Origin of the sequence: Shewanella sp. M-Br (assembly GCF_036245925.1) — a bacterium.
GTDB lineage: Bacteria > Pseudomonadota > Gammaproteobacteria > Enterobacterales > Shewanellaceae > Shewanella > Shewanella oncorhynchi.
Genome location: NZ_BJBV01000008.1, coordinates 20,139 through 35,429, shown reverse-complemented (window position 1 = coordinate 35,429; position 15,291 = coordinate 20,139). Strand labels below are relative to the sequence as shown.

Annotated in this window: 12 protein-coding genes; 8 read left to right on the top strand and 4 right to left on the bottom strand. The window is 46.0% G+C overall.

The window, feature by feature from the left end:
* Positions 1-484: 484 nt before the first annotated feature.
* From AAA952_RS08350 to AAA952_RS08340, 3 genes are read left to right on the top strand one after another with little or no spacing between them, the layout of a single operon-like run.
* Entirely contained in the window at positions 485-895 is a 411-nt protein-coding gene (locus AAA952_RS08350; RefSeq protein WP_338256030.1) for a hypothetical protein, read from the top strand.
* 5 nt (positions 896-900) lie between these two features.
* Positions 901-1,470, top strand: a complete 570-nt coding sequence (locus tag AAA952_RS08345) for a class I SAM-dependent methyltransferase (RefSeq protein WP_338256285.1) — start codon at positions 901-903, stop codon at positions 1,468-1,470.
* Positions 1,471-1,500: 30 nt separating this feature from the next.
* Positions 1,501-1,791: a hypothetical protein gene (locus AAA952_RS08340; protein ID WP_105250069.1), complete on the top strand. Its 291-nt coding sequence runs from the start codon at positions 1,501-1,503 to the stop codon at positions 1,789-1,791.
* 83 nt (positions 1,792-1,874) lie between these two features.
* Here AAA952_RS08340 and AAA952_RS08335 read toward each other — a convergent pair whose 3' ends face one another.
* From AAA952_RS08335 to AAA952_RS08325, 3 genes are all read right to left on the bottom strand, one after another.
* Entirely contained in the window at positions 1,875-2,060 is a 186-nt protein-coding gene (locus tag AAA952_RS08335) for a cytoplasmic protein (protein WP_106651481.1), read from the bottom strand.
* Between the two features lie 86 nt (positions 2,061-2,146).
* Positions 2,147-3,580 (bottom strand): cytochrome C biosynthesis protein, encoded by a 1,434-nt coding sequence (locus AAA952_RS08330; protein ID WP_338256025.1) that lies wholly within the window; start codon positions 3,578-3,580, stop codon positions 2,147-2,149.
* 275 nt (positions 3,581-3,855) lie between these two features.
* The gene (locus tag AAA952_RS08325) at positions 3,856-4,281 is read right to left on the bottom strand and encodes an organic hydroperoxide resistance protein (RefSeq protein WP_131524696.1); all 426 of its coding nucleotides are present in this window, start codon (positions 4,279-4,281) and stop codon (positions 3,856-3,858) included.
* Between the two features lie 139 nt (positions 4,282-4,420).
* Here AAA952_RS08325 and ohrR point away from each other — a divergent pair, with 139 nt between their 5' ends.
* The 5 genes from ohrR (at position 4,421) to AAA952_RS08300 (ending at position 10,654) form a co-directional block, all read left to right on the top strand.
* Positions 4,421-4,918 carry a hydroperoxide resistance transcriptional regulator OhrR gene (ohrR, locus tag AAA952_RS08320; RefSeq protein WP_219250339.1) on the top strand — a complete coding sequence of 166 codons (498 nt, stop codon included), beginning with the start codon at positions 4,421-4,423 and terminating at the stop codon, positions 4,916-4,918.
* A gap of 137 nt (positions 4,919-5,055) precedes the next feature.
* Positions 5,056-6,231, top strand: coding sequence for a glycerol-3-phosphate dehydrogenase/oxidase (locus AAA952_RS08315; protein ID WP_263238724.1), 1,176 nt, complete (start codon positions 5,056-5,058; stop codon positions 6,229-6,231).
* Between the two features lie 109 nt (positions 6,232-6,340).
* Positions 6,341-7,513 (top strand): 23S rRNA (uracil(747)-C(5))-methyltransferase RlmC, encoded by a 1,173-nt coding sequence (rlmC, locus tag AAA952_RS08310; RefSeq protein WP_338256019.1) that lies wholly within the window; start codon positions 6,341-6,343, stop codon positions 7,511-7,513.
* A 200-nt stretch (positions 7,514-7,713) separates the two neighbouring features.
* Positions 7,714-8,862, top strand: coding sequence for a chromate efflux transporter (gene chrA / locus AAA952_RS08305; RefSeq protein ID WP_338256017.1), 1,149 nt, complete (start codon positions 7,714-7,716; stop codon positions 8,860-8,862).
* A 127-nt stretch (positions 8,863-8,989) separates the two neighbouring features.
* The gene (locus AAA952_RS08300) at positions 8,990-10,654 is read left to right on the top strand and encodes a methyl-accepting chemotaxis protein (RefSeq protein ID WP_113939838.1); all 1,665 of its coding nucleotides are present in this window, start codon (positions 8,990-8,992) and stop codon (positions 10,652-10,654) included.
* 118 nt (positions 10,655-10,772) lie between these two features.
* Here the strand turns inward: AAA952_RS08300 and fdhF are convergent, their stop codons facing one another.
* Positions 10,773-15,038 carry a formate dehydrogenase subunit alpha gene (fdhF, locus tag AAA952_RS08295; RefSeq protein WP_338256012.1) on the bottom strand — a complete coding sequence of 1,422 codons (4,266 nt, stop codon included), beginning with the start codon at positions 15,036-15,038 and terminating at the stop codon, positions 10,773-10,775.
* Positions 15,039-15,291: the final 253 nt, after the last annotated feature.

Genomic DNA, 15,291 nt, shown 5'->3' with positions numbered 1-15,291 from the left:
CGTACATTCATCTACTTAATAAGGGTTATTCATCGTGGCGTGATATTTATTTTTTACGCAGCTCACGCACTGTTAGAGCATTCTCCATTTGCAAATTTAGCACTATCTAAAGAGGTATATGTGTGTTCAGATCACATAACCTTTGTTACAGCGAAAATAACATATTTAAAATGTGCAATCGGATGGGAAATATTAATGAAGTTGAGACTAATCACTGCTTCAATACGGTATAACATGCGTGAGTTAACATATTGAATGGATTGATTTTAACTTTATAAAATAAAAATGGCATAAATTATGGCTTTGGTGGTGTGTTTTATCTATTTGTATTTTATAGATATTATAATTTAATCTTGTATATTGAGGTGATGGCTTATTTATTTTTATGTATTCTATAAATAATGTTATTTCAAAAGCCTTTATTGTATAAAATTATATTATTGTTTTAATTAAATGTTACGCAATTGATTCTTAAGGGGTTGTAATGCACAAACAAGGCATATCTGAAAAACGTTTTTGGTTTCAACGTTTGAGTAAAACCAGTTTAAGGGCATTACATATTTTAGGGATCGTTGGTGTCGGTGGTGGCATTTTATTAGATGTAAATAAAGTGCAATGGTTGAGTTATTGGTATCTCGCGATGACGACGGGCAGCATATTAATGTTGTGGGAAATCGTACGGGATTGGCGCTGGCTGATCCAGCTTAAGGGAGTGTTAACTTTAGTAAAAATAGGCTTGCTTGGCCTGTTTGTGCCGCTGGCTCATTACAAACCTGAGCTATTAATCGTGATACTTTTTTTGTCAGTTATCGTGTCCCATGGTCCTGCAGGGCTCAGGCATTATTCTATTGTGCATCGTCGGCAAATTGAATCGAAAAAAGAAATTAAGGGCTAATTGATCTGTCTGTAATCCATACGTCAACTTTAACGCCTGCTGCGTTAATCACAGAGTTCGCTTGGCCTAATCCATCTGTGTCTAACTTAGACTTGAGTTGCTTCGATGGACTTAAGGTGCTCGATCTCGCATGCGGTTCTGGGCGTAATGGTTTGTGGTTTTTAGCGCGAGGGGCTGAAGTGACTTTTATCGATCGAGATTTGTCCGCCATGTCACACATTGATCAAGCTAATGCTTACAAATTACAAAGGGATTTAGAAGCTGAGGCAGGACCATTATTGCCGGTTGAAGAGTACGATATTGTCTTAGTATTTAATTATCTGCATCGCCCATTACTGCCACAAATTGCTAAGGCGGTTAAGAGCACAGGCCTTATTGTCTATGAAACCTTTACAATGCAACAGGCGCAGATAGGTCGGCCACGCAACCCAGATTTCTTACTTACTGAAAATGAACTCAAATCAGTGTTTGCTAACTGGCAATCTTTACATTACTTTGAAGGTCGATTATGTGATCCGCAGTCCACTCAAAGCAGTTATAAAGCCCAGTTGATTGCGCGAAAACCTACAACGTAAATTTATTGATTGAGACTCAGAGGTCGTAGGATGTTTCCCTATCCAGAGCAATATCGCATTGCAACGCCGCCGTTGACGACCGCCTTTATGGTGGCGTGGGCTTTATTCAGTCACAGCTTATTTTCCGATGCAAATCCTGTCGCACTCTATCCGTTGTTAGCGCTATTTCCCTTGGTGATTGGATTACACTTATATTTGATTTTGTTAGCAAAAGGAATGGGGCGACTCGATCAGTGTTTCTATGCCTTAGTGCATATCCCACTGGCGTTTGTGGTGTGGACATTCACTATTATGCACGTGAATGGTAACGCTTTTTCTTAAATTCGCCTGACGTTTTAGAGAAAATAACAAAAAAAAGCGCCCTGATAATCAGAGCGCTTTTTTTGATTTTGTATTGCTAACAATTAGGCCGTGGTGTTGATGTTGTGGCCTGCATTGCCTACGGGTTTTGGCGCCGCAGCTGCAATTAAATCTACCGCGATTTGACCTTCGGCTTTTTGCTGCTCTTTGGCTAACTGAGCAACCTTAACGCCAATTGCACCATTTTCTAGATTCGGTGCGATAGCTTGTGTATTCAGTGAAATTGACATAACTAACCTCAATTGTAAGCTGGATCCCTTTATCGGCAAACCCACGGTTAACTTTAGTCGTTACACATGAATTTGCCAATTTGCAATTATTTTGCCTTGGCCGTGAGCAGTTTGCGGCCGATAACAATTATTGCTGTAACGCCTAGCGAGCCTAAAATCAATCCGAGTGCTAGACTCACATTTTGCAGTGCTGTTGGGTCAATAACCAGTGCGATACCCATCCCCAACATCATCACGCCTGACATAAGTTTCAGGGTTTGGCCTTCTTTTTCGGTTAACTTACGTTTGCCTAAGGTCGCACTGAAAACGATAACAATAATAGCCAGCGGGATCACATATACAATATTGTATAAAACCAAATACATATAGCGTTCAATGTCTGGCAGATTGTGCATAGATAGCACACTGGTGTAGATCATTGGGAAGCCTGCGGTGCAAAGTAACTCATAGGCATTGGCGAGGATAGCTAATACGGTAGAACCTATGAGTAACGCGCCTAAGTTACTGGAATTGGATAGTTTCCCCATGCGTTTTATTAGACTCGTACGATTTTCTGCCGACATCGATAGTGTCACTTCTCCCTTAGTAAAGAAGTAATCTTTGATATTGATGGCTCCTGCGATCAAAGCTAAACAACCCGCCGCTAAAATGATCATACCGCCATCACTGCCTGCCCCCAGCAGTTGGAAGATGTTTAGCCATGCCGTCATAAACAGGAAATAAATAAAGCCGGAGAAGAATACGAAAATCCCGCCGACGAGTAACATGCGGCTGCGACTCTTGGCATTAACCATTATCGACAGTAAAAATAGCAACACAAAGAAGGCGCAAGGGTTAAAAGCATCGACACCTGCGAGCACTAAGGTGAGTAACGGCAGAGACATAGTCTCAGGTGTCACTACTCCCACTAAAGGTAATTCAACGGGTTGAACTTCTGGCTCTGCAACGGGCTCGCTTAAGCTGGTGGCATCACAGGTGCCTTCGCCAGTATCTGTGCCACAAGTGCCAAAGAGCGGTGCATCTGTTTGAGCGCTTGTGGTTGTGCTGGTGGCTCCTTTGGTGGGGAGGTCAGCGTCGCTCAGTTTACCGCCAAGGGATAAATAACAATTCTTCAGTCGATTGACTAAAAATTCACCCGTTACCGCTTCACTTGAATATCCCACAATGGCCTTTTCACAACTTGCCATATAGGGTACTGAGCGTGCTTCAGTACTGGTTTTGGAGGCGATATTTTGCCAAATATCCTGTACGCCGGGATCTGATACCCTATGGGATTCGAGTTCAATCCAAGGGTATTTTTGCGGTAATGAATCAATGAACGGATGGGCCTCTGCACAGTGCGGACAGGTTTTTGACCAAAAGAAATACAGCTTAATTTTGAGCTCACCCTGATCATTCACATAATGCCACGTTCGATCCGCTGAGCTTGAGGGTGTTGTCTCGGCCCAGCTCGGGATAGAAAAGGCAAAGAGGAATAATAGCGAGCAAAAGAGAGATAATTTCGATAGATATTTTGTCATAGCGCCTCCCACAGAGAGTGGGTTTAAGTATCGTCAAACGGTTCGATTATCTCTTACTCTACTTAAATCAATCATTTTGATTAAATTAGATATTAAGAAGTGTTAGTTAACTCGCGAATAATAATTTTTTGGGAACTGAAACCAGTTTATCTCCCTGTAAAATGGGGTGATGCACACTCACTCTCAGCTTGAGTCGTTATTGGCTAATAAAGAATAAAGCACCCGAGGGTGCTCTATTTCTGACGTTATCAACAGGTGTCGATGATGGGTTATGGTTAGCCTAGCGTTACGCCATTTACGCTAAGTTTCACGTCGATATTATTGCGCGTGGCGTTCGAGTATGGACAAACTTGATGTGCATGACGCACGAGGGCTTCTGCGGCTTCTTGCGGTAAATCTAAGCTGACTTCTAAGGCAACCGCTAATGCAAAACCACCGGCGTCATTGGCACCTATGCCAACAACCGCACTGACTGGCGCTTCGGTAATATCCACTTTGCCGATTTTTGCGACGTGCAGAACGGCGTTTGAGAAACAGGCGGCATAACCTGCGGCAAACAGTTGTTCAGGATTAGTGGCGAGACCGCTACCGCCCATGGCTTTTGGATAGGCTAAAGCGACATCAAGTAAACCATCATCAGTGCTGACTTGACCTTGACGACCCGCTTTTGCTGTGGCACGTGTTTCATAAAGTGTTTTCATAGTATTAGACCTTCTGAGGTTAAGGATTAAGTAAATCGATTTAAATTGTGCGCAATTCAATTGTGATAAACTATAATTCGATCTTTGGTGTGAATGCAAGTATATTGTGCGCAATATATTTAATTTGTCGGATCTTCCTATGGCAACAACTCAACCCAACACCCGTGTTAATCCTGTCGATATGGCAGAAAATACCAGCACAGAGAATGCCTTATGTCTTGAGAATCAAGTGTGCTTCTCACTTTATAGTGCTGCAAATGCTATGGTGCGTGCCTATCGGCCTTTGTTGGACAAATTAGATCTAACCTATCCGCAGTACTTAGTCATGCTAGTGCTATGGGAAGAGCAGGGGATTAGTGTCAAAACCTTAGGCGATAAACTTTTCCTCGATTCAGGCACGTTAACGCCATTGCTGAAGCGGCTAGAATCTAAAGGATTAGTGACTCGCGGGCGTAGCGAGCAGGATGAACGCGTGAGAGTGCTGGCCTTAACGCCAGCGGGGCTTGCCCTCAAAACACAGGCAAGTGAAATTCCCCATTTGATGCGTTGCAAAGTCGGCGGCGAGGCGAGCGAACTAAAAGCCTTAAAGACTATGTGCGATCAAGCACTTAAGCAATTACATGCCAGTATTGATTAAACTCTTATCGTCGAGATTTGATCTAAGATTAACTTATTGACATATTAACGCTTATTAGCGGTTCGACTGAGTGCAATGGGTTGTATGCTTGAAGCTCAGCGGGTCAGTCGTCTATTGAAGGTTAGCGAGAGTAAGTTATGGCCTGTTTCGATGTAGCCATTATTGGCGGTGGGATCAGCGGTGTCGGCATTGCCCAATATGCGGCAGCAGCGGGCTATTCCACCTTGCTGATTGAAAAGGGCGAAATTGGCGGCCAAACCTCAGCGAATTCCAGCAAGCTTATCCACGGTGGTTTACGCTATTTAGAAACCGGACAAATTAATTTAGTCCGTAAGTCATTGCTTGAAAGGCGACATTTACTCAATCTTGCGCCATCACTTGTTAAAGCTGTGCCTTTTTATATTCCCGTGTACGACAACAGTCAGCGCAGTCCTTGGACCATTCGCGCAGGACTGAGTATGTATGCACTGCTGAGTGAATTTGATCCTTTAGGCCAATTTGTGTCAGTACCTGCTGTGCATTGGCATCGTTTCAAGGGATTAAAACTCTCTGGATTAAAAGCCGTATTTCAGTATTGGGATGCGCAGACCGACGATAAATTGCTCACTCAAGCGGTGGCGCGCAGCGCGCAGGCACAGGGCGCTGAAGTCTATGCCGAGGCTGAATTTCTTGAGCTGGAACATAAGCGCGAGGCTTGTGAGCTGAGTTTTAGCCACAGGGGCGAAATCCATAAAGCCGAGGCGAAGCTTGTAATTAATGCTGCAGGTCCTTGGGTGAATGCTGTTTTAAGCAAAGTCTTGCCCCCACTTGCGGGTGTTGAACTCGATTGGGTGCAAGGCGCCCATGTGTTACTGAATATTCCTGCGCCCGATGGCATCTTGTACTTAGAGTCATGCTTCGATAAACGGGTAATATTTGTGATGCCTTGGTATGGTCAAACCTTAGTCGGCACCACAGAAACTGAATTAACCTCTTTAGATAAGCCGCCCCAAGCGACCGAGTCAGAAATTAATTATCTGCTTGGTATTTATAAGCATTACTTCCCGCTAACGCCGGAGATTGATGAGCTTAAGGCTTTAATTACCCAAACCTTCTGCGGTATTCGGGTTTTACCTAAGCAAAATAGCCAAGCCTTTGAGCGACCGCGGGATACGTTGATGAAAACATCAATTTCCCATCCGCGAATACTCAGTTTATATGGCGGTAAGTTAACGACGTTTCGCAGTACCTCAGCCGAAGTGCTTGAATGGATTGAAAAGGCCATAGGTAAGCGGCAGTCTATTGCTGATGTTGATAAACTCACCCTATCTTGAGTGCGCCGTGAATTATGCACTTGATGCTGATTTGAATATGCTTCAAGGTGATTTTTACCTGTAAAACCGCTACAGTGTGGCGCTTTTTTACTGATATCTAGGATCTGCCGTGAATGCTGCTATTGTAAATACCGCCAAGCAATGTGGTTATTTTAACCAAGGTCAGTGCCTTTCTTGCCGACATATACAACAGCCTATGGTGCAGCAAGTGGCGGTTAAGACTCAAACTTTACAGCAACTACTCGCGCCTTTTATCCCAGCTAATTTGCCCGATATTTTTCAGCCGCCGGTAATTGGCGAGGACAGCGGCTTTCGTAATAAAGCTAAAATGGTGGCCTTAGGCGCCGCCCATGCGCCTGTGTTGGGGATTGTGGGCCAAAGTGGCGAGGCGGTAGATCTTTGCGACTGCCTGTTATATCCCGCTGATATGCAAGATTTATTACATCGCTTAACACGCTTTGTGCAGCAGGCTGGACTTCCTCCTTATCGGGTAGATAGAGCCAAGGGTGAACTTAAATTTATTCTGCTGACCCGCAGCCAAGTGCGTGGTGAATATCTACTGCGGTTTGTACTGCGGTCCACCAATAGTATCGAACGTATCGAACGTGAATTACCTGCATTATTAGCTGAATATCCGCAAATAAAAGTGGTGTCAGTCAATATCCAACCGGTTCATATGGCAATACTTGAGGGTGATGAAGAGATTTTCTTAACTGAGAATACTAGGCTTGAAGAACGTTTTAATCATGTGCCTTTGTTCATTCGGCCTAAGAGCTTTTTCCAAACCAATCCACACGTTGCGGCTCAGTTATATCAAACGGCCCGTGAATGGGTTGCCGAGTTTTCACCTCATTCGTTATGGGATCTCTTCTGTGGTGTAGGCGGTTTCGGACTGCACTGTGCATCTAAAGACATTACCCTCACAGGGATTGAAATTGAAGCTGAAGCGATTGCCTGCGCGCAAATGTCAGCGCAAATGATGGGGCTCGAAAACGTGCAATTTATGGCGCTCGATTCCACCGACTTTGCTAAGGGTAAAAGCGCTGCCGATAAGCCGGATTTGATCATAGTTAATCCGCCGAGGCGCGGTATTGGCGAGGCGCTATGCCAGTCATTAAGCGAGTTTGCCCCTAAGGCCATTCTCTATTCAAGCTGTAATCCGCAAACCTTAGCGAAAGATCTCGAACATATTCAAGGCTATCACTTAACCAAAGTGCAGCTATTTGATTTATTCCCCCACACGGATCACTTCGAAGTACTAGTCATGTTGGTGAAGGATTAATTTTTTAGCTCATCAATTTATCACTAAGCATTTGTGTTCACTCGCTTTACGACTCTTGAAGTCCGCTCAAACAATCATAAGGACTCTACCATGTAGAGTCTTTGCAATACTTTTATCTGCGCTGCTCGCGTGAAACTTCATCAAAGTGTCTTTTTAGTGGCATAATCTTCAGCACTTTATGCATTAATGGGCAGCGATTTATGCTACAGATTTTCCTACGCTTTTTTACCTTGGGCTTGATGAGTTTTGGCGGACCTGCGGCGCACATTGGTTATTTTCGCCAGACCTTCGTAAATGAACTCGGTTGGCTCGATGATAAGCGTTACGCCAGTCTGGTTGCCTTAAGCCAATTTATGCCGGGGCCAGGGTCGAGCCAAGTGGGTTTTGCCATTGGTTATCAAAGAGGCGGGCTTGTTGGCGCGCTTGCTGCTTTTGCCGGTTTTACACTACCTTCTTTTATTTTGATGTACTTACTGGCGGTTACAACGTCGGCCTGGCTCGCCAATCATTATGTTCAAGGGATGATTTATGGGCTTAAGTTAATGGCCGTCGTTGTGGTTGCCGATGCCGTTCTCGCCATGTTTAAACAGTTCTGCCAACGCAAATCCGCACGCCTATTAATGTTAGTCAGTGCTGCGGCAATTTTGATTGCGCCATCTATGTTGACGCAAATCCTCTTGTTACTCGGCGCCGCCACTATCGGCATCTATAAATTGAGTGCGATCCAAGATGACACAGTACAGCTGACACAGATTCGATTGAATTACTTCTATTTATTGCTCTTTTTCGTGTTGCTCATCGGCAGTTTTTTTATCGTGGATTTAGGATCTGAAGCTTGGATCTTCGGTGAGTTTTATCGCGTAGGGAGCTTAGTATTTGGTGGTGGTCATGTTGTACTACCTCTGCTAGAAACAGCGATGGGGGATACTATAGGTGGCGATCGTTTTCTGACAGGTTATGCCTTTGCCCAAGCAGTGCCAGGACCTATGTTTACCTTTGCGACCTTTTTAGGCGCTGAAGTGATGTTAGATAAGCCCTTCATGGGGGCTTGCATCGCAACCGCAGCCATTTTCTTACCCGGTTTTTTACTCATGCTGGTGGGGTTGAAAAGTTGGCATGCGATTGCCGCAAGACCAAAAATTGCTGGCGCGATAGCGGGAGTGAATGCCTGTGTTGTTGGCTTACTTGCCGCAGCACTTTATCAACCCGTGTTTTCTCAGGCGGTATTTTCAGGTAAAGATATGGCCTTGGTATTGCTCGGTTTTGGTGCATTAAAGTTATTTAAACCACCCATGCTACAACTGGTATTAGGCTTTAGTGTATGTGGTGTGCTGCTTAATATGCTTTGAACTGAGTCGTTATTAATCGAATGTTTATTGAGCAAGATTAAGATTTTGTTACTTTAAGCGCATAGAAATACAACAATCTTAGCTATACTCCGAAGATACAAGTTGTAATCCTTTGGAGCATTCAAGTATGTCTAAGTTGAGTTTGCGCAATAAATTATTATTGCTATCGCTGTTTCCTTTGATCCTCGCATTATTGGTGTTGATGTCGGTTTCTTATTATGTTGAGCAAAATGCGCTTGCCGATGAGGTGGTTACCTTTAGATCTAAGCTCGTCGGTGAACGTAAACAACAAATTAAAGAAGCTACCGAAATTGCCGCTGGTATAGTGAATTACCAATTATCGTTAAAAGAACAAGGGAATGTGAATCAAGCGCTAAGAGACATACGTTTTGGCAGTGCGGGTTATTTCTTCATGTATGACTCTCAAGGGAAAAATATTTTTCATGCCCTCATACCGAGTTTAGAAGGGCAAAATAAAATGGATATGACAGATCCTCGCGGCACTAAAATTATCGTCGGTCTGCTCGATGCCGCTAAACGTGGCGATGGTAGTTTTTCCTATTACTATCAAAAACCTAATACTAATGAACAGATTGAAAAAATCAGTTACGCCATGATGATCCCAGGTACTGACTGGATGTTAGGTACTGGGGCATATATCGATGATATTGAAGCTGTTGTTGAAGATTATCGTGAGACAGTGACTGAGCAAATGGCAGAAAAATCCTTCGCGATTTTGCTGATAGCGCTTTTCCTTACGGGTATTACTGGCTTTATCATTATGATTGCCGCCCACCGTATGGTCGTGCCAATCAAGAATATGGCCGATAACTTAAATGATATTGCTAAGGGCGAAGGGGATTTAACCAAACGACTTACCGTAAAAGGTGAAGACGAAATTGCCCAACTTGGGCGCTCCTTTAACCTCTTTGTCGATAAACTTCAGCATATTATCGGCGATGTTGCGACTGCGACGGCTAAAGTAAAAACGGCAGCCAATGCGATTCATGATCAAACTAAAGTCATGTCGAGCCAGTTGGTGAGTCATAACAATGAAACCGATCAGGTGGTGACTGCAATCACTGAGATGTCCTCCACTGCGAACGAAGTGGCTAAGAATACCACTCAAGTAGCCGAAGCGACTCACGCTGCTACTGGTGATGTGGCGAATGCACAGCGTTGTGTTGATGCTTCGCTTGAGGAGATTGCGTCTTTAATGTCGCAAATTAACAATGCGGCAGGCAGTATAAAATCACTCAGCGAGCAATCACAGAAGATCAACAGCGTGCTTTCTGTCATTGGCGGTATTGCCGAGCAAACTAACCTATTGGCATTGAACGCCGCCATCGAAGCGGCCCGTGCTGGTGAACAGGGTCGTGGATTTGCTGTGGTCGCCGACGAGGTGCGTAATTTAGCCAGTCGAACTCAAGCCAGCACGTTAGAAATCAACGAGATGTTATCGGCACTGCATAAGCTAGTGACCCAAGCCGTGAAAGCCATGGAAGAGAGTCAGCAAAGCTGTGTACGTTCGGTGGATTCTTCTCGTACGATTTCCGATAGTTTAGGCTCAGTCACTTCAGCGGTAACGGCGATTAATGATATGAGTACCCAAATTGCGGCCGCGGCGACAGAGCAAAGCTCAGTAACCGAAGAAATTAACCGTAACGTGTATGCCATCCAAGAGATTGTAAACGAGCTGCTTCATTCCAGCGAAGATGCCGCTAGGATCAGTATGACAGTCTCGGAAGAAGGCATTAACTTGGGCAAGTTAGTGGGCCAGTTTAAGATTTAATTGCAGCAATCTTGATTAAAACGGGAGACTTAAGGTCTCCCGTTTTATTTGGCTTATTTATCTTTTTGAAGAGCACTTAATCCATTTACTTTAGTCAATCCAGCCTAGTCAGTTCATTCTAATCAATTTTCTCGGCAACCCGCTCAACCCTTACCGAGCAGACCTTATATTCAGGGATAAAAGCGACAGGATCGAGCGCATTGATGGTAAGTTTATTCGCCGCAGCTTCCACAAAGTGGAAGGGCAGGAATAACACGCCAGCTTGGGCTCTTTTCGTCACAAAGGCGTCGATTTCAATTTCACCGCGACGGGTTGTGAGTTTGATTTTATCGCCATTGCCTATGCCGAGTTGCTCGGCGTCATAGACTGAAATCATTACTTTAGGCGAGCCGAGTAAGTCGAGTCCGGCCGTTTTACGGGTTAAGGTGCCTGTGTGGAACTGTTCCAGTAAACGTCCGGTTGAGAGGGTGAGCGGGTACTCACTGCAGGGCATTTCTGCGGGTAAGCGATAACTCACTGGCGTGAACTTACCTAAGCCGCGGGTGAATTGGCCTTGGTGCATAATGGGAGTACCTGGATGAGCTTCATCTGGGCAAGGCCATTGAATACCTTGGGGAATTTTACCGTCAACTCCAGTGCTTAATCGCTGCCAAGTAATGCCGCGATATTGTGGTATCAGCTCATTGATTTCCTGCCAAATCGCTTCTTCATTAGGGTAATCCCAAGCGGCACCCATCGCATTGGCAATGGCTTGGACAATTTGCCAATCGGGCAGGGCTTCACCTGGCGGTAGCAGGGCCTGTTCGAGTCGCTGCACTCGTCGTTCAGTATTAGTGAAATGACCGCGTTTTTCGACAAAGGCTGCGGCGGGCAGAACCACGTCGGCAAGCTCGGCGGTTTCGGTGAGAAAGATATCCTGCACCACTAAAAAGTCGATTGCATTAAGCGCCCTAAGCACATGGGCTTGATCTGGGTCGCTTAATACGGGGTTTTCGCCCATCACATACAACGCCTTGATTTTCCCTTTGGAAATATCATGCATCATATGGGTGGCGGTTACGCCAATTTCTCCCGATAACGGCGTTTGCCAATGTGCCTCGAAACGCATTCTGGCGTGAATGTCGGTGACTTTTTGATAACCACTGAAGAAGTTAGGCAGTGCGCCCATGTCACAGGCACCTTGCACATTACTTTGTCCCCGTAGTGGGTTAATCCCCGCTCCTTCAACTCCAATATTGCCGCATAGAAGTTGTAGATTAGATATGGCGGTGACATTGTCGTGTCCCGTCGTGTGCTGGGTAATGCCCATGGCATAGTAGACTGCGGTTTTGTCGGCCGTGCCTATGGTACGGGCGATGCGGGCGATATCTTCGGCTTTAACACCTGTTATCAAGGCTGCATTTTCTAGGCTGTAATCTACTTTTTTGAGTTCAGCATAGAGAGCATCCACGCCTTCGGTGCGCGCTGCAATATAGCTTTTATCCTGCCAGTCATTACGGATGATTTCCGCCATAATCGCATTGAGTAGCATGACGTCAGTGCCGGGTCTGTGGGCGACATAAAGCTGTGCACTGTCGGCAATGGCGACACGTTTAGGATCGGCCACCATTAATCTTGCGCCATGCAAAGCCACGGCTTGCTTAATTTTCGAGGCGATGATCGGGTGAGCACTGCTGGTGTCTGAGCCTATGATAAAAATCACATCCGATGCTTGAATGCTCGGAATGTCATTGGTCATGGCACCACTGCCGATACTTTGCTGTAGCCCAGTGACTGTGGATGAATGGCACAGACGGGCGCAATGGTCGATGTTATTGGTGCCGAGTATGCTTCTGACAAATTTTTGCAGGAGGAAGTTTTCTTCATTGGTGGCTTTTGCCGAGGCCAAGCTTGCCAGTGCATTGCTGCCATGTTGCTGTTTTATTTGCTGTAAATGTTCGGCTACATAGGCGATGGCTTCAGGCCAACTACTTGGCGTGAGCTGGCCATGTTTACGAATGAGTGGCGTGGTGAGGCGTTTTTCACTGTGAATAAAATCGAAACCAAACCGGCCTTTCACACATAACATGCCTTGGTTAACCACAGACTCTTTATTGCCCTCAATATGACGGATCTGATTCGTGCTGGTATCGATTTTAAGGTCAAGCCGACAGCCTACGCCGCAATAGGTACAAATCGTTGAGGCGGTTTTGAGTGGCGTTTCATTGCCTTGGCGTTTATCCCGCGCATCGACGAGTGCGCCTGTTGGGCAAACCTGCACACAGTTACCGCATTGCACACATTTGCTATCGGCCATGCTAGCGCTAAAGCCGACTCTCGGTGCGCGGCGCGTTGCGGTTTCACTTATGTCTTGCGGCAGCGCTTGATAGGAATCATGGGCAAATTGAATCGCACAATGGCCACTCTGCAACTGGCACACATCGACGCACTTACCACAGCTAATACAACGATTAGCATCAAATTGAATGAACGGACTCGATTTATCGACCGAAAACTTACGCGCGCTTTGAGTGCTGAGTGACTTAGCTTCGACATGGTAGTCGGTCGCATAGTCCCTTAATTTACAATCCGTATTGGCTTGGCAGGCGCATTCGAGGCAGCGAGCAGCTTCTTGCATGGCGGCATCGGGAGCAAAGCCTAGCTCGACTTCGCCGTAATTGAGTAAACGTTGCACCGCGTTCAATTCGGGCATGGTTAAACGGGCTTTACGTGCGACAGAGGGGTAGAGTTCGGCAGTTGGCAAGCCTTGTTTTATTGTGTTACCGACTGCTTTTGATGAATTAAATTCAGTGGCATGCAGCTCACAGCTTAGGCCTTGTTTGAGCAATTTATCTATGGCAATTGCGGCTTTATTGCCGTCGCCTATCGCGGCGACTGCGGTAGCAGGGCCGCGGCGTGCATCCCCCACCACAAAGAGTTTTTCAACCCCGGACGACATAGTGTGCTCGCAGCCAATAAAGGTATTCCAGCGGCTGAGAGCGAGTTCACCATTGCTTAAGTGGCTCGCGGGATCTTGCATAAAACTCATATCGGGAGTTTGTGATACTGCGGCTATCACAGTGTCGAAATCTTGAGTAAAGGTTTCACCGGTATCAACGGGAGCGCGTCTGCCAGAGGCATCGGCTTCGCCGAGTGCCATCTTAGCGAAGGTGACTGAATGGACTCTACCTTGCACATCGCTATGGTTTTCAAGCGGATTGGTTAAAAAATGAAACTTCACCCCTTCGACTTCGGCCTCATGTACCTCGTAAGCTTCGGCGGGCATTTCGGCGCGGGTGCGACGGTAAATTAGGGTGACATCGCAGCCTTCACGCACTGCTGTGCGGGCGCAATCAATAGCGGTATTGCCACCACCAATGACAGCGACTTTTTTGCCCAGTACGAGTGTCTTGTCGAGACAATGATCTTTTAAGTAATCGACACCTAAGTAGCAACCCGAGAGTGTGCTGCCGGGATAATCCATAGGCACAGCTTTTTGGGCGCCAATGGCGAGACAGACGGCATCAAAATCTTCAACTAATTGATTTAAATGTATCTCGTGACCGAGACGTGTTTCTGTGTGTATGGTTAAGCCATTGCGGCACAGGAGTGCGATCTCCTTGTCTAGTATCGCCTTAGGTAAACGATACTCAGGAATACCATAACGTAGCCAACCACCCGCCTGTGGCATAGATTCGAATACCTCTACGCTATGACCTTGGTTTGATAAGTAATATCCGGCACTTAACCCAGCTGGACCCGCACCGATAATGGCAACTTTTTTGCCCGTGTCGGTTTGGCGTGGCGGCACATAACTTATGCCCCCATTTTCGCCATCTGCTAAGTCGAGATCGGCGGCGTGGCGTTTTAATTGGCGTATGGCAATGGGCTCATCGACGAGTCCGCGGCGACATTGTGCTTCACAAAAAGCAGGGCAGACACGGCCAATGGAGAGTGGCAGCGGCAAAGTTTGTTTAATGACTTTAACGGCTTCAGTATGGTTGCCTTGGGCTATGTGATACAGGTAACTCTGCACATCGACGCCCGCTGGGCATGCTTGTTGGCAGGGGGCTTCGCAATCAGCAAAATGATCGCTCAAGATTTCGGTCAGCGCTTGTTTGCGTTTTTGGCTTAAGAATTCAGACTGAGTTATGACTCGCATGCCGACGGTGGCGGACGTTTCACAGGCGCGTACGCAGCGCAAACTCGCGTCGGAATTCTCAATTTGGACGACACACAAATTGCATGCTTGCTTGTCTGCATGTTCGTGAATGCCTAATTGCTGCGAGGCTGCGCTGGGATCACATAAGCTGGGTATTGCTATGCCAGCAGCATGCGCCACTTGCAGTAGGTTATCGGTCGGATTAACCGACAACACTTGGTCATCAATTTGAAGTTCTATCATCCCATGGCCTTTTTATATGTAGGGTGCTTAGCTGCTATAGCGCGGGGCTGCAGGCTTAGGTTGTTTCGAGTATACCTAGACAGCTTTAGAAGACGCTTATGGGCGAGTGAAGTTTGCTGCAAAATTGCAGCTTGAATCACAAACCCGCTCAGACTGTGCGCTGATGAATGTTTGTTCTAGTTTAGTCGTGATGGGGTTGGCGTTATCAGGCCTTTTTAGTTGTGTTTCCTTTGATATTATGGGGATTTTTTAG